Source organism: Pseudomonas sp. C11 (assembly GCF_034683865.1).
Lineage (GTDB): Bacteria > Pseudomonadota > Gammaproteobacteria > Pseudomonadales > Pseudomonadaceae > Aquipseudomonas.
Window position 1 is genome coordinate 116,747 of the sequence record NZ_JAWIIP010000008.1, and the last position, 16,192, is coordinate 132,938.

Genomic DNA, 16,192 nt, shown 5'->3' on the forward strand with positions numbered 1-16,192 from the left:
GTTTACCTTGGCAATCAAGCCCCGCCCGCTTCGCTGCCTCCAGCGCACCGGCGCCGCTGCTGCCATCAACACATGAAGTTGTCAGAGGCCCGCCATGCGCTACCGCACCCACTACAACGCCAGCCTGCTGAGTGGCGCACCGGATGTACTGACCATCGATGGCTGGCACCTGCAGTACCTGGCCTTTGCGAGCCGCGAGCGCGATGGGCGAGCGCCAGTGCTGTTGCTCGGTGGTGCCTTCCAGAGTTTTCGCTCATTCGCCCGCGAGGTCGACGAACTGCTGCGCGCCCATCCGGTGATCCTCCTCGACCTGCCGAGCCAGGGTGGCAACGCACAGCTCGCAGCCGAACTGAGCCTGGAGCAGTTGGCCGACCTGATCGCCGGATTCGTCGAACAATTGCAACTACCAGCGCTGATGCCCATCGGTCTGTCCTACGGTTCGGCCCTGGCCGCCCTGTTCGCCGCGCGCCACCCGCAGCATTGTGCGCGCCTGCTGCTTTCGGGCATCGCCGCCTTCGGCCGGCCAGGCGCCCGGCGGCTATTGGAGGAAGGCCTGGAACTGCTCGACGAGGGGCGCATGAGCGAATTTGCCCAAGGCGCAGTGACCAACCTGCTCAACCCCCTGCACCTGCAGGACACCGGCATCGCACCGGTGTTTCGCAAGGCGCTGCTGCGGCAGATCCAGCGCCTGACTCCAATAGAGATCGAGCGCTATCGGCAGAACAGCCTGCGCCTGCTGGCCTTCAAAGGCTTCGCCCGTCATCCACTCTGCCCGACGCTGGTGCTGGCCGGTGAACACGATCACTTCACCCAGCCCTGGGAGCACGCCCGCTTCGCCGCATCCTGCCCGCGCGCCGAGCTCGCCCTGATCCACCAGGCCGATCACCTGGCCCAGTTCGAGCGGCACGACGCCTGCGCAGCCCTGTACCAGCCGTTTCTCGCCGGCCACCGGCTGCCACTGCGTGCGGCTGGCAGCACCCGCGTGCCGCGCGAGCATTGGTTGACCCTGGAAAAGCGCAGCGAACCCAGGCGCGCGCCTCTGCAGCGCCAAGCCCTGCTGCGCCACGCCAGCGGCCAGCAGTGGCCCGTGGAACTCGACGAGCTCGGCTTCTTTGGCGGACATCTGCACGGCGACTTGCCGACCGACCTGCCCCAGCGCGGCTGGCACCTGCATCAACCCGGGCTTGCGCCATTGGCGCTACTGCCCCTGCGCCGCGACGCCCAGGGCCTGGCCTTCGTCTTCGCCCTTACCGAGGCCGAAGCCAGCCTGGCACTGGCCGAGCGCATCCACCCGGCACAGCTGCCGGCGGTGGCCTGCGCCTAGGCTCACACCCGCGCCTGAATCACCCGCACCAGGCCCGGCGCACGCGCAGGCTCCAGACCCAGGCTGGCCGAGTCGGTATCCGGATCCAGCACCTGAGCCTGCCTGAAGCCACAGCGCTGAAAGCCCGCGACGATCTCGGCGTGGTCGCGATAATGCAGCGGGTAACTGCCCCGGGTGAGCCGGCCGATCAGCTCGACGCCCCAGCGCAACTGGCGGTAGCGCGGATGCTCGCGCAGATCCGGATAAAGGTCGGTGACATAGCTGGCCTCGGCGAAGCCGCGCAGTTGCTCGGCCAGGCGCGTCCAGAACGCTTCGACGACTGCCAGAGGGAAGTAGTTGACCAGGCCCTCGGTGATCACCAGCAGCGGCCGCCGATGATCCAGCTCGGCGAACAGACTGGCCAGGCCATGCGCCCCCCGCTCCGCGAGGATGTCCACGCTGCGCACCTGATGCTCAAGGCTCAACCAACCCGCCTCGCGCAGCAGCAGGCGCTTGCGCGCAGCCATGGCCGGCAAGTCCGCCTCCACGTAACGCACATGCGGATAACGCTGGCGGAAGCGCCGCCCGCGCGGCGACAGGCCACAGGCGATTTCCACCACCTGGCAGACACCGTCTTGTTCGATGGCCTTGCGCAGCAGCGCATCGATCTGCAGGTGGCGCTGCAACAGCAGCCGTTCGATATCCAGGCCGAAGCCCGCTCGCGCACCCCAACTGAGCGGCCAGAGCAGGCGGTGCACGAAGCGGCCGAACGGGGTCACGAAGGTCGGATCGGAAAGTTGGTGGCGATACCAGACGTAACCGGTGTAATGCGCCGACGGACTGATATGGGCACTGCTGACTCGGGCGCGTTCAGGCATTTTTAAGATACTTGTTGTTATGCTCGCCGCCCCAGATTAGATCGCCGCGAGCCCCTTCGACAGATCATGCCCGCCGAACCCACCCTTAGTTTGCCCTGGCCCGGCGCACGCCCGCTGGCCGACGCCTTCTTCGACCGCGACGCACAGCAAGTGGCGCAGGAGCTGCTCGGCAAGGTGATCCGCCACCGCGCCGGCGACCTCTGGCTCAGCGCGCGGATCATCGAGACCGAGGCCTACTACCTGGTCGACAAGGGCAGCCACGCCTCGCTCGGCTACACGGAAAAACGCAAGGCGCTGTTCGCTGATGGCGGGCATATCTACATGTATTACGCACGCGGCGGCGACTCGCTGAACTTCAGCGCGCACGGCCCGGGTAATGCGGTGCTGATCAAGTCCGCACACCCGTGGATCGATGCCATCAGCGGTGCCGAGTCCCTGGCCGCCATGCAGCGCAACAATCCCGACAGCCAGGGCCGAGCGCGCCCGGCCGAACGCCTGTGCGCCGGGCAGACGCTGCTGTGCAAGGCGCTCGGTCTGAAGGTGCCGGACTGGGATGCACGGCGTTTCGACCTGACCCGCCTGTTCGTCGAGGATGTCGGCGAGCGCCCGCAACACATCATCCAGTGCGCGCGCCTGGGCATCCCCCACGGGCGCGACGAACACCTGCCCTATCGCTTCGTCGATGCGGCCTACGCCCGCCATTGCACGCGCAACCCGCTGCGTCGTGGCCAGGTCGAAGGTCGCGACTATCAATTGATCACTTCTTGTGGAGGTGCCGCATGAGCGCCTGGCTCGACACACTGACCAGTTGGCTGGGCAGCAACCCCGAGTGGCTGGGCCTGGCGATCTTTCTCATCGCCCTGCTCGAATGCCTGGCATTGGTCGGCATCGTCCTGCCGGGCGTGCTGTTGCTGTTCAGCGTTGCCCTGCTCGCCGGCAGCGGCGTGCTCAGTCTGTGGCAGACGCTGCTGCTGGCCTATGCCGGCGGCTTGTGTGGCGATGCGCTGTCCTACGCCCTGGGCCGGCGCTTCCAGAACAGCATCACGCGCCTGCCAATCCTGCGCAGTCACCCGCAATGGCTGGTGCATGCCGAGGCCTACTTCCGCCGTTACGGCGTGGCCAGCCTGCTGGTCGGGCGCTTCATCGGCCCACTGCGCCCGATGCTGCCGCTGGTCGCCGGCATGCTGAACATGCCGCTGGTTCGCTTCATCGCCGTCACCCTGGTGGCGGCGGCTGGCTGGGCCGTGGCCTACCTGCTGCCGGGCTGGGCCACCGGTGCGGCGCTGCGCCTGCCGATGGCGCAAGGTTTCTGGACGGAAGCGGCGGTGCTGCTGGTGGCCCTGGCCGTGATCCTGCTGCTGACTATCCAGGCCAGCCTCACGGAAAAACGCCGCGCCAGCCTGATCGCCGGCGGTCTCAGCCTGCTTCTGCTGTTGGGGATGATGCTCGGTTGGCCGCATCTGGATGCACTCGACCAGGGCCTGCTGGCCCTGGTGCAGGAACAGCGCCACCCCGAGCTGGACAAGTGGATCGTCGCCCTGACGCGCCTGGGCGACTTCCGCACGCAACTGATCGCCGCCGTGGTGCTCGGCATTCTGCTGCTGGCAGCCAGGCAATGGCGCCATCTGTTGTTCGCCAGCTCGACCCTGCTGCTCACGGCCCTGGCCAATGCCACCCTGAAAAACAGCTTTGCCCGCGCCCGCCCGGACATTCTCAGCGATCCGCTGACCAGCTTCAGCTTTCCCAGCGGCCACAGTTCGGCGTCGTTCGCCTTCTTCCTGGTACTCGGCGTGTTAGCCGGGCGTGGCCAGTCCGCGCGCCTGCGCCTGGCCTGGCTGGTGGTGGCGAGCCTACCGGCGCTGGCCATTGCCCTGTCGCGGGTCTACCTCGGCGTGCATTGGCCCAGCGACATCATCGCCGGCGCCCTGCTGGCCTCGGCGGTGTGCGGCCTGAGCCTGTCCTTCTGGCAACGCCAGGGCACGTTGCCGCCGCTGCCGGCGCGCCTGTGGTGGCTGGTACTGCCGGCCTGCCTGGCGGTACTCGGCGGCATGGCCACCTGGCAGTTGTCGGCGGCTTTGCTGCGCTACAGCTATTGAAGTCAGGCGTCGCCCTGCAGCTGTTCGAGCAACACCTGCAGGCGCTCCAGACGCAGGGTCGGATCGTCCTGCTGCAGCAGTTCGAGTTTCTGCGCCGGCTCCAGCGGCAACAGGTAAGCCAGTTGGTTGGCCAGTTGCTGCTGACCGTCGACCAGGCTGGCCATGCCCAAACCGGCCACCAGCGGATGCTCGGCCAATGCCGTGAGCAGCGCGGCCAGGTCGGCGTGCTCGGGCAGCAGCGGGCAATCGGCCTGCTCGTCCAGCCAGTGCACTTCGGCCACAGTCAACTGATCGGGCAACACCTGGGCACGTTCCACACGAAAACGCCGACCGCCTTCGACCCGAATGCCCAGCAGACCATTGGGCCGCTGCTGAAAATCCCGCACCAGCGCTTCGCAACCGACGGCAGCGAACTCACTGGCGGCCTCGCCCACTTCCCGCCCCTCGACGATGCACACCACGCCGAAGCCGCTGCCCTGCTTCATGCAGCGGCTGATCATGTCCAGATAGCGCGCCTCGAATATCTGCAAGTCGAGCATGCAGCCGGGAAAAAGCACGGTATTGAGCGGAAACAGAGGCAGGTTCATCGGCAGGCGGCCTTGCGCAGCTTATCGGTGCTGCGCAGTGTGCCAGAGAGCAGCGGCTGACTCACACCAGCAGGGCGATGGCCAGCGGCAGCAGCACGGCGGTGATCACCCCCATTAGGCTCATCGCCAGGGCGGCGAAGGCGCCGCACTCGTCGCTCTCCTGCAGCGCGCGCGCCGTGCCCACGGCATGGGCGGTGATGCCCAGAGCCATGCCCTGCGCGGCCGGGTGATGCACACGGCACAGGCGCAGGACGGACGGCCCAACGATGGCGCCGATGACCCCGGTGATCATCACGAACACCGCAGCCAGCGCGGCAATGCCACCGATCTGATCGGCCACCAGCATGGCAATCGGCGAGGTCACCGACTTCGGCGCCATGCTCATCAGCATGATCGGTTCGGCGCCGAATGCCCAGGCCAGGCCGACACCCATTACGGTGGCGAAGGTGCCAGCCAGCGCCAGGGTGATGATGATTGGCCAGAACAGTTGGCGAATGCGCCGCAGATTCAGGTACAGCGGCACGGCCAGGGCCACGGTGGCCGGGCCGAGCAACAGGGTCAGTGCGGCCACGCTGTTCTTGTATTCGGCGAAGCTCAGGCCGCTGAGCAGAAGGATGCCGATCACCGTCAGCATAGACACCAGCACCGGCTGCAGGAACACCCAGCGCGTGCGCTCGTAGGCGGCCATGGCCACCTGATACGCGCCGAGGGTGATGCCGATGCCGAACAGCGGGTGATGAGTCAGCGCCTGCCAGGCGCCCAGCCAATCAGCAGTCATGCGTCCTCCCGACGTTGCTGGCGTTCGATCAGTTTCTGCATCAGCCAGCCGGCGAAGGCCACCGAGATCAGCAGCGACAGCAGCAAGGCACCGGCCACCGACCAGAAGTCAGCGGCGATATCGCTGGCGTAGGCCATCACGCCCACCGCCGGCGGCACCAGGATCAACGGCAGGTATTTGAGCAGGCTGCTGGAGGCGACACTGAGCGACTCGCCCACCTCGCCGCGCAGCATGAGAAAGACGAACAGCAGCAGCATGCCGATGATCGGCCCCGGCAGCATGGGCAGTAACAACACATTGAGGACGGTGCCGAGCAATTGGCACAACACCAGCCAGGACAGGCCGCGCAGCAGCATGGTTGAGGTCTCCAGAAAACGAGCGATGGCCGCAGAGGGGGATCCGGGCATCTTTCAGGGCATGTCGGCCATTATAAGCGCGATGCCCTCTCCCTGGCCCTCGTCTTGCTTCTTCAGCCTGGCCTATGCCACGTCATTCATTGCGCCTAGGCAGGCTTGACCCGCTGCTGCCCCCATGCTGATCTAGCTCGCAGCGGTTCCACGTAGACAAGAAAAAACCTGCGTCCTCAAGGAGGAAACATGCCGTTAGTACCCGTAGCAGAACTGAAGGATCACGTCGGCAAGGAGCTCGGCAAGTCCGACTGGCTGACCATCGACCAGCAACGCATCAACCAGTTCGCCGAATGCACCGGCGACCACCAGTTCATCCACGTCGATCCGGAAAAGGCCAAGCACACCCCGTTCGGCAGCACCATCGCCCACGGTTTCCTCTCGCTGTCACTGATTCCCATGCTGATGGAAAACATCATGGTGCTGCCGCAGGGCCTGAAGATGGCGGTCAACTACGGCATGGACAGCGTGCGTTTCATCCAGCCGGTGAAGGTGGATTCGCGCGTGCGCCTGGTGGTGACCCTGACCGACGCCAACGAGAAAAACCCCGGCCAATGGCTGCTCAAGGCCCGCGCCGTACTGGAGATCGAAGGCCAGGAGAAACCGGCCTATATCGCCGAACCGCTGACCCTCTGTTTCGTCTGACCCCTCCGGCGGGCCTGCATGGCCCGCCTCGCCTCGCACGCCGATCACCGCCCCTGGATTGTCTACTGCAGCAGCACGCGCCCGCATGCATGGGGCATACTGCGTGCCGTTGTTCTCGACCAGGATGTCCGTCATGACCTCGATGCCCCTGCGCCTCGCGCCCCTTTGCCTGAGCCTGCTGCTCGTCGCCTGCGATGACGTACGCCAGGTGCTGCCGCCCAATGCCGTGCTGCCGGATGGCGGGCAATACCGCGGCGAACTGGTGAACGGTCTGCTGCAAGGCGCCGGCAGGCTCGATTACCGCAATGGCAGTTGGTTCGTCGGCCAATTCAAGGACGGCTTGCTGGAAGGTCCAGGCGAATGGCAGGGGCCAGGCGGCGAGCACTACCAGGGCGAGTTTCATGAGGGCATGTTCCATGGCCAGGGGGTGCTCACCTACAGCGACGGCAGCCGCTACGAAGGCGAGTTCGCGCGCAACCGATTCAATGGCGAAGGCGTGCTGGAACAACCCGGGCAACGTTATCAGGGCGAGTTTCGCGATGATCACTTCAACGGCCTGGGCACGCTGACGCTCACTGACGGCAGCAGCTTCCAGGGCCTGTTCGTCAACGGCCAGCCCGACGGCCAGGGCGTGCGCAAGGATGGCTACGGCAACCAGTACAGCGGCCAGTTCAGCCAGGGCCTGCTCAATGGCCAGGGCAGCTATACCGGCAGCGATGGAGATGCCTACAGTGGCGGTTTCCAGAACGGCGAATTCAACGGCAAGGGCCGCTATCAGAGTGCGGGTGGCGACGTCTGGGCCGGTGAGTTCGTCGACGGCGTGATGCAGGGCTCCGGCGAATACATCGGCGCCGATGGCAGCCGCTACCTGGGTCAGTTCGAAGACTGGCAGTACGAAGGCGAAGGCCTGCTGACGCTGGCCGATGGCAGCGTCTACCAGGGCCATTTCTCCGCTGGCGAATACAGCGGCGAGGGCCGCCTGGATCAGGCCGATGGCACGCGCCAGGCCGGTACCTGGCAACGCGGCCGGCTGATTCGCGACGCCGAAGGTCGCCTGCTGCCGGACAGCCTCGAACAAGGCCTGCTCAACCAGGGGCGCCTGCTCGAAGAGGCCATTGCCGCCATCCCCGCCTCGACCCCGGCGCGCGAACTCTATGCCTTGACCCTGGCCGGCGATGGCAAGCAGAGCGTGTTCATGCGCGAGGCCGACTACGTTGCCCGCCTGCTGCGCGAACGCTTTGGCGCCTATGGCAGCATCACCCTGGTCAACCACCGCGACCACCTCGCCGACCGCCCGCTGGCCACGCGCGAGAACCTGGCGCGCGCGGTCAAGGCCATCGCCGAACGCAGCGGTGCGGAAGATCTGGTGTTCATCTACCTGACCAGCCACGGCTCGCGCCATCACGAACTGAACCTCGACCAGCCACGCCTGCAACTCGACGATCTGCCGGCCAGCGAACTGGCCGCCGTGCTTGCCCCGCTGAAGGAGCGCAACAAGGTGGTGGTGATCTCCGCCTGCTACTCCGGCGGTTTCATCCCGCCGCTGAAGGATGACAAGACCCTGGTCATGACCGCTGCGCGTGCTGACCGGGTGTCCTTCGGCTGCAGCGAGGAGAACGACTTCACCTACTTCGGCCGTGCATTGTTCGCCGAGGCACTGGGCGAAACCGACAACCTCGAACGCGCATTCGAACTGGCCAAGGAACGCGTTGCCGAACGTGAACAGAGCGACGGCTTCGAACCCTCCGAACCGCAGATCTGGGCACCTCGCGAGGTGCTCCAGCAATGGCGCAACCTGCGCCAGAGCCAGGCCGAGCGCGCCTTGAGCGCCGTGGCCAGCAAGCCTGCAACCGACTAAGCTCAGCTGTAACGGACAAGAGACACGCGCATGCACCTGACCCCGCAGCACATCGTTATCGCAGGGGCCACCGGCCTCACTGGCGAGCACCTGCTCGACCGCCTCCTCAGCGAACCCACGGTGGCCCGCGTTCTCGCGCCCAGCCGCCGTCCGCTGGCCAGCCATCCGCACCTGGAAAACCCGGTCGGTGAACTCGACCAGCTCCTGCCCACACTCACCGGGCCGGTAGACACCGCCTTCTGCTGCCTGGGCAGCACCATCAAGCAGGCCGGCTCGCAGGAGGCCTTCCGCGCCGTCGATCACGACCTGGCGCTGGCCTTCGCCCGCCGTGCCCGGGAACTCGGCGCCCGCCACCTGGTGGTGATCAGCGCGCTCGGCGCCAACCCGCAATCCTCGGTGTTCTACAACCGCGTCAAGGGTGAAACCGAAGAAGCGTTGAAAGCCATGGGCTGGCCGCAACTGACCATCGCCCGCCCTTCGCTGCTGCTCGGTGCGCGCCGCGAGTTTCGCCTCGGCGAACGCCTGGCCGCGCCGCTGCTGCGCTGGCTTCCGGGCAAATACCGGGGCATCGACGCCTGCGCCCTGGCCCGCGCACTCTGGCGCCTGGCGCTGGAAGAACAGGACGGCGTGCGCGTGATCGAGTCGGCCGATCTGCGCCGTCTGGGGCGCTGACATGAGCACCCTGATCGATGCGCTGCAAGGCGCCGACATGCTGGAAATCGACGGCCTGCACGCCTGGCAGTTCGAACTGGATGACGCCCTGCTGCAACAGGCGGACGCCGACGCCACGCAGCCACTGCTGTGGATCGAATGCATGGACGGGCGCACCGCACGGCGCTGGCAGTTCAGCCTGGCCGCGGTGCGTGCCGCCACGCACGATGCGCCCAGCGACAGCTGGACGCTCGCCGATGCCAACGGCCCGCATGTACTGAAATGCTTCGCCGCCTTCCGTGGCGATAACCTCGACGACGAGGATGACGACGAAGCGCCATGAACCTTTACGAGCGCCACGTGCTGCCGCATCTGATCGACTTCGCCTGTGGCATGGGCGCGGTGATGAAGGCACGTTCGCAGCTCGTGCCACAGGCCCAGGGCCGTGTGCTGGAGATCGGCATCGGCAGCGGCCTCAACCTGGGTTTCTACGACCCGCAGCGGGTCGAGGTGGTGGTCGGGGTCGATCCGTCCGCTGCCATGCAGCGCCTGGCCCGTGAACGCGCCGCGCGCTGTCAGGTGCCGGTGGAGATGATCGCCCTGGAACTGGGGCAGATTCAGGCGGCGGACGCCAGCTTCGATGAGATCGTCTGCACCTTTACCCTATGCACCATCCCCGATGCGGTATCAGCCCTGCGTGAAATGCGCCGCGTGCTCAAGCCCGGCGGGCGCCTGCTGTTCTGCGAACATGGCCTGGCACCGGATCTGCCGGTGGTGCGCTGGCAAAAGCGCCTGACGCCACTGTGGAAACCGCTGGCTGGCGGCTGCCATCTGGATCGTGACATCCCCGCGCTGATCCTTGCTGGCGGCTTTCATATCCGCCAACTGGAAACCGGCTACCTCAGGGGGCCACGGCCGATGACTCACGTCTATCGAGGTTGGGCCGACTGAGCCACAGCGCTCAGGTGGCAACACGCAGCGCCAGCGGATCGACCAGCCCGGCGGCGATGGCCATGCCCACCAGTTCCGGCAACGTCTCGGCCTGCATGCGCTTCATCACCCGCGAGCGATACAGGTCGACGGTCTTCACGCTGATATCGAGCTGCTCGGCCACTTCACGATTGGTGTAGCCGCGCACCAAAGGCAGTAGCACGTCACGCTCACGCGGGGTGAGCTGATCGAGCCGCGCCTGTACCTCGGCCAACCGCGCATCGCGCCGTGGCCGGGCCGGACGGCGCTCCAGTGCCTGCTGCACGCTGTCGAGCAGCAACTGCTCGTTGTAGGGTTTCTCGATGAAATCCACCGCGCCGGCCTTGAATGCACGCACCACGATGGGCACGTCGGCATGACCGCTGACGAAGATCACCGGCAGGTCGATGCCACGCGCACGCATCTCCTCCTGCACATTCAGCCCCCCCATGCCGGGCATGCGCACATCGAGCAGCACGCAGGCATTGGCTGTCGGGTCGCAAGCCTCGAGAAAGGCCCGACCGCTGGTGAAGGGCACGCCTGTCAGCCCCACCGACTCCAGCAGCCAGAGCGTCGAGTCGAGCATGCCTTGGTCGTCATCGACCACATAAACCCGTTGTTGCATCTGTGTGCAGCTCCTCTTGTTGTTATCAGATCGTAGGGCGGACTCAGGAGCGAAGCGAACAGTCCGCCAATTCGCGCCACGCCACCGTCCAAACGGCGTACTGCTACGCGAGTACGCCCTACATCCAGTACGCCCTGCCTCGGATTACCTCTCGCTTTCCTCAACCTTGCCCAGTGGCAAACGACACTCCAGACACAGCCCGCCGCCCTCGGCCGGGAAGGCTTCCAGCGCACCGCCAAAGCCTTCGATGATGCTGCGACTCATGGACAAGCCGAGCCCCAGGCCATCGGCCTTGCTGGTGTAGAACGGCGTGAACAGCTTGCCCATCTGCTCGTCGCTGACGCCCGGTCCCTGATCGATCACCCGGATCGCCAGGCTGCCGTCCACTTCAACCGCCTCCAGACGCACCTGCGAGGGTGCGCCGGGGTGGCGTTCGCGGTTGGCATCGATGGCATTGCGCAGCAGGTTGAGCAGTACCTGTTCGAGCAGCACACGGTCGGCGAAGACCGGCGGCAGATTGTCCGGCAACAGGTCGCTGACCGCCACCTGCGCCGTACCGGCCTCCCAGTTGCACAGGCGCACAGCCTCGCGCGCCACCTCGGCCAGATCCAGTGCCTGCATGCGCCGCTGGCCCTTGCGCAGGAAGGCGCGCAGACGCTTGATCACGGCCGAGGCGTGGTTGGCGTGCTCGGTGATGCGCGCCAGGCCCTGGCCCACCTTGTCCACGCCGGCCGAATCGCCCCCGACACCCTGCAAATAGCGCTGGCTGGCACTGGCATAGTTGACCACCGCCGCCAGCGGCTGGTTGATCTCATGGGCGATGCCCGAGGCCAGTTCGCCCAGAGTGATCAGCCGCGTGGTGTGCGCCAGCTCGTCCTCCAGGCGGCGCTTGTTCTCCTCGGCCTGGATGCGCGCGGTAATGTCGCGCGACACACTGACCACCTCCACCACCGCACCGGTGTAGGTCTCGCGAATCGCGCGGCTGGCGGTCTCGAACCACAGGTAATGGCCATCGCGATGACGAATGCGATAGGTCATGGTGTGGTAGCCATCCTGCTCCAGTGCCTCGCGCGCCTGCTTGGCTTGCTGAGCCTGATCCTGCGGATGCAGCAGACTGTCGACCGCCATGCCGCGCAGCTCTTCCGGCCAGTAGCCGAGCAACGTCCAACTAGCGGGCGTGGCGTCGAGGAACACGCCGTCCGGGGTGTGCCGGGAAATCAGGTCGGTGGTGTTCTCGGTGATCAGCCGGTACAGCCGCCGTGCCCGCGCGGCCTCACGCTGCTCGCGAATTTCTCGGGTCGCTTCGCGGCAGCGCGCCAGCACCCGCTGCTCTGCCACATCGGGGATAAAGCTCCAGATCAGGATGCGCTCGCCATCCTGCGCTTCCACCGACTCCACGGCCCGCGACTGTTCCAGGCAGGCGCGTACCAGCGGCAGATGGTTGACCGGCAGCAGCTCGCCCACCTGCGCCAGCGAGCGTTCACCGAGCAGCCCCTGCAACGCCGCGTTGCTCTCCAGCAGGCGCGCATCGGAGTCCAGCAGCAGCGCAGGCTGCGGGTCGGCCGACAGCAACGGCGCACTGCGCGCCAATCCCGATGCCAGTTCGACCATCTGCACCAGCAGTTCGCGCAACCAGGGCAGCCATTCCAGACCAGCCGCTTCATCGACCTGCAACAACAGCACGCCCGGTTGCCCAGGCTGCAGTTGCAGGGCCAGCGCCTGACCATGATGCAGCGCGGCGCGGCGCAGACGCCCGGCCAGCCAGCACGGCAGCCGGCGCAGGGCGTCGAAGGTCAGACTCGCCTGCTCACCGAGCGCCGCAAATAGCGCTTCGTCGCTGGCCTCCAGCGGGTCGCCCATGCCCGGTGGCAGACGCGGCCCATCATCCTCCTGAGCGTAGGTGCGGCTGGCCGGCTGCCAGGCCAGATACCAGGCCTGGCGCACCTGCGGGCAACCCAGCAAGGCCTGGCGCAGGGCCTCGGCCCGCGCGCCCAGCGGCGGCGCCTCGCGCTGGATACGCAGCCAGGACTGCAGGGGAACGGCTGAGAGATGAGCGTCATTTTTCATATAGTAATTATTCTATAAAACCTTGGTACAACTTCCATACAAATTTGAAATGACCTATAAATCATCACCAGCAAGCTTCGGTAATGCCCGCATCATTACCGGAATAATCAGAGCTAACAATCAGCCAAAGGTGTATCCGCCATGTCGATCTACGAGCAGGGCCTCGGCCGCGCCGCCGTCAACCATGTTGCCCTCAGCCCCCTGAGCTTCATCGAACGTACAGCGGCGGTCTACCCGCACTACCCGGCCGTGGTGCATGGCTCGATTCGTCGCAACTGGGCCGAAACCTACGCGCGCTGCCGACGCCTGGCCTCGGCGCTGGCCGGCCGTGGCATCGGCCAGGGCGACACGGTGGCGGTGATGCTGCCGAATATTCCGGCGATGCTCGAAGTGCATTTCGGCGTGCCGATGATCGGCGCGGTGCTCAACACCCTCAACGTGCGCCTGGATGCCGAAGCCATCGCCTTCATGCTGCAGCATGGCGAAGCCAAGGTGGTGATCGCCGACCGCGAGTTCTTCGATGTGATCCACGCCGCCATCGGCATGCTCGATCACCCGCCGCTGGTGATCGATGTCGACGACCCCGAGTACGGCGAAGGCCAGGCGGTCAGCGACCTGGACTACGAGGCCTTCCTCGCCGAGGGCGACCCCGAGTTCGCCTGGCAGTGGCCGACGGACGAGTGGCAGGCCATCAGCCTCAACTACACCTCCGGCACCACCGGCAACCCCAAGGGCGTGGTCTATCACCACCGCGGCGCCTTCCTCAACGCCATGGGCAACCAGATGACCTGGAACATGGGCAACCACCCGGTCTACCTGTGGACGCTGCCGATGTTCCACTGCAACGGCTGGTGCTACCCCTGGACGATCACCGCCCTGGCGGGCGTGCACGTGTTCCTGCGCCGCGTCGACCCGGCGAAGATCCTCACCCTGATCCGCGACGAGCAGGTCACCCACCTGTGCGGCGCGCCCATCGTGCTCAACGCCCTGGTGAACATGCCGGCCGAGGCCAAGGCGGCCATCGATCACCCGGTCAAGGCCATGGTCGCCGGTGCCGCGCCACCCGCGAAGGTGATCGGCGCGGTGGAAGAAATGGGTATCGCCGTGACCCACGTCTACGGCCTCACCGAGGTCTACGGGCCGGTGACCCTGTGCGCCTGGCATGCCGAATGGGACGAGTTGCCGCTGGAGGAACGTGCCACCATCAAGGCGCGTCAGGGCGTGCGCTACCCGACCCTGGAAGGCGTGATGGTCGCCGACCCGAAAACCCTGGAGCCGGTACCGCGTGATGGCCAGACCATCGGCGAGATCTTCATGCGCGGCAACACCGTGATGAAGGGCTACCTGAAGAACCCCAGCGCCACCTCCGAAGCCTTCGAGGGCGGCTGGTTCCACACCGGCGACCTGGGCGTATGCCACGCAGACGGCTACGTGGAAATCCGCGACCGCCTCAAGGACATCATCATCTCCGGCGGCGAGAACATCTCCACCATCGAGGTCGAGGGCGTGCTCTATCGCCACCCGGCGGTGCTGGAGGCGGCCGTGGTCGCCCGCCCGGACGAGAAATGGGGTGAGACGCCCTGCGCCTTCATCACCCTCAAGACCGGCCAGCTGGTCAACGACAGCGACATCATGACCTTCTGTCGCGACCACCTGGCCAGCTTCAAGGTGCCCAAGACCGTGGTCTTCACCCAACTGCCGAAGACCAGTACCGGCAAGATCCAGAAGTTCGTCCTGCGCGACATGGCCAAGGCCCTCTGATCCCTTGTGGGAGGGGCTTCAGCCGCGAGCGTCGCCGCTACGACTGCATGGATGCAGGAGGTAGAGCGAAGCAGGATGCCCGAGCCGAAAGCGCCTCCCACAGACCGCAGCCCACCGTTTTCACAACAACAAGAACCGGCCCAGGCGGCCAACGGAGAACCCTCATGCAAATCTTCAAGCGCCGTGATGGCGACGAACAACCGCACTGGCCCCTCGGCCCGTTCAAGCTACGCCTGCCCTTCGTGCATTACCGCTGGGAAACCGCCGAGATGCTGCAGGCGCTGATCATGTTCGTGGTCAGCCTGGCGATGATTCCGCTGCTGGAGAAGTACCTCGGCCTGCCCTACGACGTGGCCTTGGCCTACGTGGTGGTGTGTGGCATCGGCTTCATGTTGCCGGCGCTGCTAGGCGTACCACTGGTGCCCGGCTGGATCACCCCCGGCATCCCGGTGGTACTGCTGTTTCTCGGCAACTACGAGCCCGGCCCGCAAGCGATCCAGGCGCTGTTCGCCCTGCAGTTCCTGGTGTTCGTGATCTTCCTGCTCCTCGGCGTCACCCGTCTGGGCAGCGCCCTGGTGCGGCTGATCCCCAACTCGATGAAGGGCGGCATCATCATCGGTGCCGGTATCGCCGCACTGATGGGAGAGATCAGCGCTGGCGGCCGCCTGGCCAACACGCCGATTTCCCTGGTGCTGGGCAGCCTGATCTGCCTGTACCTGATGTTTTCGGTGTCGTTCAAGGGCCTGACCGAGCGCGTGCCCTTCGCCCGCAAGATCGTCAACTACGGCATGGTGCCGGGCATGCTGATCGCCATCTTCATCGGCATCGCCGTGGGCGAATACAAGATGCCGGACGTGAAATGGGGCATCACCGCGCCGGCCTTCGGCGAGATGTGGAACTACCTGCCATTCAATGTCGGCTTTCCCGGCCTGGACGTATTCATGCTGGCGGTGCCCACCGCAGTGATCGCCTACGTGATCGCCTTCGGCGACATCATCGTCGGCCAGTCACTGATGCAACGCGCCGATGAACTGCGTACCGACGAGGTGATCGAAAACAACGTCGACCGTATCCACCTGGTCACCGCCATCCGCAACGCCCTGCACGCCTTCTTCGCGCCCTACCCGGGCCTGGCCGGCCCGCTGTGGACGGCCGTGGCGGCGACCATGGCCGAGCGCTACAAGTACGGGCGCAAGGCGATGGACTCGATCTACAGCGGCGCCGGCACCTTCTGGATCACCGGTTTCGCCGCGCTGTTCATGCTGCCGCTGGTCAGCTTCTTCCAACCGGTACTGCCGATCGCCCTGTCGCTGACGCTGATCCTGACTGGCTATATCTGCCTGATGGTCGGTTTCGAACAGCTCAACAACAACACCGAGCGCGGCATCGCCGGCACCATGGGAGTGGTGCTCGCCGTCTACGGTGCAGGCTGGGGCCTGGCCGCAGGCGCGGCGCTGTATATCCTGGTCGAACGCACCCATCTGCTTAAATTCACCAGCATCAAGGACAAACCGAACGAAGCGGCCGAGGCCGACTGAGTTCTTTCGTTCACCCAGCGCCGCGCCTG

General features: G+C 65.9%; 16 protein-coding genes. 10 read left to right on the forward strand and 6 right to left on the reverse strand.

The genetic code is table 11. The features are described 5' to 3' along the window. Positions 1-94: 94 nt before the first annotated feature. Complete coding sequence (locus VC352_RS14295; protein ID WP_322980223.1) at positions 95-1,324, forward strand: alpha/beta hydrolase; 1,230 nt, start codon at positions 95-97, stop codon at positions 1,322-1,324. A gap of 2 nt (positions 1,325-1,326) precedes the next feature. Here the strand turns inward: VC352_RS14295 and VC352_RS14300 are convergent, their stop codons facing one another. Continuing rightward, entirely contained in the window at positions 1,327-2,181 is an 855-nt protein-coding gene (locus VC352_RS14300; RefSeq protein WP_322980224.1) for a class I SAM-dependent methyltransferase, read from the reverse strand. A gap of 66 nt (positions 2,182-2,247) precedes the next feature. Here VC352_RS14300 and VC352_RS14305 point away from each other — a divergent pair, with 66 nt between their 5' ends. Both VC352_RS14305 and VC352_RS14310 read left to right on the forward strand, forming a co-directional pair. Further along, positions 2,248-2,964 (forward strand): DNA-3-methyladenine glycosylase, encoded by a 717-nt coding sequence (locus VC352_RS14305; RefSeq protein WP_322980225.1) that lies wholly within the window; start codon positions 2,248-2,250, stop codon positions 2,962-2,964. After that, positions 2,961-4,277, forward strand: a complete 1,317-nt coding sequence (locus VC352_RS14310; RefSeq protein WP_322980226.1) for a bifunctional DedA family/phosphatase PAP2 family protein — start codon at positions 2,961-2,963, stop codon at positions 4,275-4,277. The genes VC352_RS14305 and VC352_RS14310 overlap by 4 nt, the downstream gene beginning before the upstream one ends. Positions 4,278-4,279: 2 nt before the next feature. Here VC352_RS14310 and VC352_RS14315 read toward each other — a convergent pair whose 3' ends face one another. The 3 genes from VC352_RS14315 to VC352_RS14325 all read right to left on the reverse strand — a co-directional run bounded on the left by VC352_RS14315 (position 4,280) and on the right by VC352_RS14325 (position 5,998). After that, positions 4,280-4,864, reverse strand: a complete 585-nt coding sequence (locus VC352_RS14315; protein ID WP_322980227.1) for an LON peptidase substrate-binding domain-containing protein — start codon at positions 4,862-4,864, stop codon at positions 4,280-4,282. Positions 4,865-4,925: 61 nt separating this feature from the next. Then, positions 4,926-5,642: an LrgB family protein gene (locus tag VC352_RS14320; protein WP_322980228.1), complete on the reverse strand. Its 717-nt coding sequence runs from the start codon at positions 5,640-5,642 to the stop codon at positions 4,926-4,928. Continuing rightward, a complete protein-coding gene (locus VC352_RS14325) occupies positions 5,639-5,998 on the reverse strand; it encodes a CidA/LrgA family protein (protein WP_322980229.1) in 360 nt (119 codons plus the stop codon). The genes VC352_RS14320 and VC352_RS14325 overlap by 4 nt, the downstream gene beginning before the upstream one ends. Before the next feature lie 240 nt (positions 5,999-6,238). On the opposite strand from VC352_RS14325, the gene VC352_RS14330 reads away from it, so the two are divergent. From VC352_RS14330 to VC352_RS14350, 5 genes are all read left to right on the forward strand, one after another. Beyond that, positions 6,239-6,694 (forward strand): MaoC family dehydratase, encoded by a 456-nt coding sequence (locus tag VC352_RS14330; protein ID WP_322980230.1) that lies wholly within the window; start codon positions 6,239-6,241, stop codon positions 6,692-6,694. Positions 6,695-6,827: 133 nt separating this feature from the next. After that, a complete protein-coding gene (locus tag VC352_RS14335; protein WP_322980231.1) occupies positions 6,828-8,552 on the forward strand; it encodes a C13 family peptidase in 1,725 nt (574 codons plus the stop codon). A gap of 30 nt (positions 8,553-8,582) precedes the next feature. After that, positions 8,583-9,224 (forward strand): oxidoreductase, encoded by a 642-nt coding sequence (locus tag VC352_RS14340; protein ID WP_322980232.1) that lies wholly within the window; start codon positions 8,583-8,585, stop codon positions 9,222-9,224. Between the two features lies 1 nt (position 9,225). Continuing rightward, a complete protein-coding gene (locus VC352_RS14345; RefSeq protein ID WP_322980233.1) occupies positions 9,226-9,546 on the forward strand; it encodes a DUF5629 family protein in 321 nt (106 codons plus the stop codon). Beyond that, complete coding sequence (locus VC352_RS14350) at positions 9,543-10,154, forward strand: class I SAM-dependent methyltransferase (RefSeq protein ID WP_322980234.1); 612 nt, start codon at positions 9,543-9,545, stop codon at positions 10,152-10,154. Before VC352_RS14345 ends, VC352_RS14350 begins: the two co-directional genes overlap by 4 nt. 10 nt (positions 10,155-10,164) lie before the next feature. Here the strand turns inward: VC352_RS14350 and VC352_RS14355 are convergent, their stop codons facing one another. Together VC352_RS14355 and VC352_RS14360 are read right to left on the reverse strand one after the other, a co-directional pair. After that, on the reverse strand, positions 10,165-10,797 hold the full coding sequence (locus VC352_RS14355; RefSeq protein ID WP_322980235.1) for a response regulator transcription factor: 633 nt from the start codon (positions 10,795-10,797) through the stop codon (positions 10,165-10,167). A gap of 144 nt (positions 10,798-10,941) precedes the next feature. Then, the gene (locus VC352_RS14360; RefSeq protein WP_322980236.1) at positions 10,942-12,864 is read right to left on the reverse strand and encodes a sensor histidine kinase; all 1,923 of its coding nucleotides are present in this window, start codon (positions 12,862-12,864) and stop codon (positions 10,942-10,944) included. A 141-nt stretch (positions 12,865-13,005) separates the two neighbouring features. Between VC352_RS14360 and VC352_RS14365 the strand changes: the two genes are divergently transcribed. Both VC352_RS14365 and VC352_RS14370 read left to right on the forward strand, forming a co-directional pair. Next, a complete protein-coding gene (locus VC352_RS14365; protein WP_322980237.1) occupies positions 13,006-14,625 on the forward strand; it encodes an acyl-CoA synthetase in 1,620 nt (539 codons plus the stop codon). Positions 14,626-14,789: 164 nt separating this feature from the next. Beyond that, positions 14,790-16,163 (forward strand): solute carrier family 23 protein, encoded by a 1,374-nt coding sequence (locus VC352_RS14370; RefSeq protein WP_322980238.1) that lies wholly within the window; start codon positions 14,790-14,792, stop codon positions 16,161-16,163. The last annotated feature ends 29 nt before the right edge of the window (positions 16,164-16,192 follow it).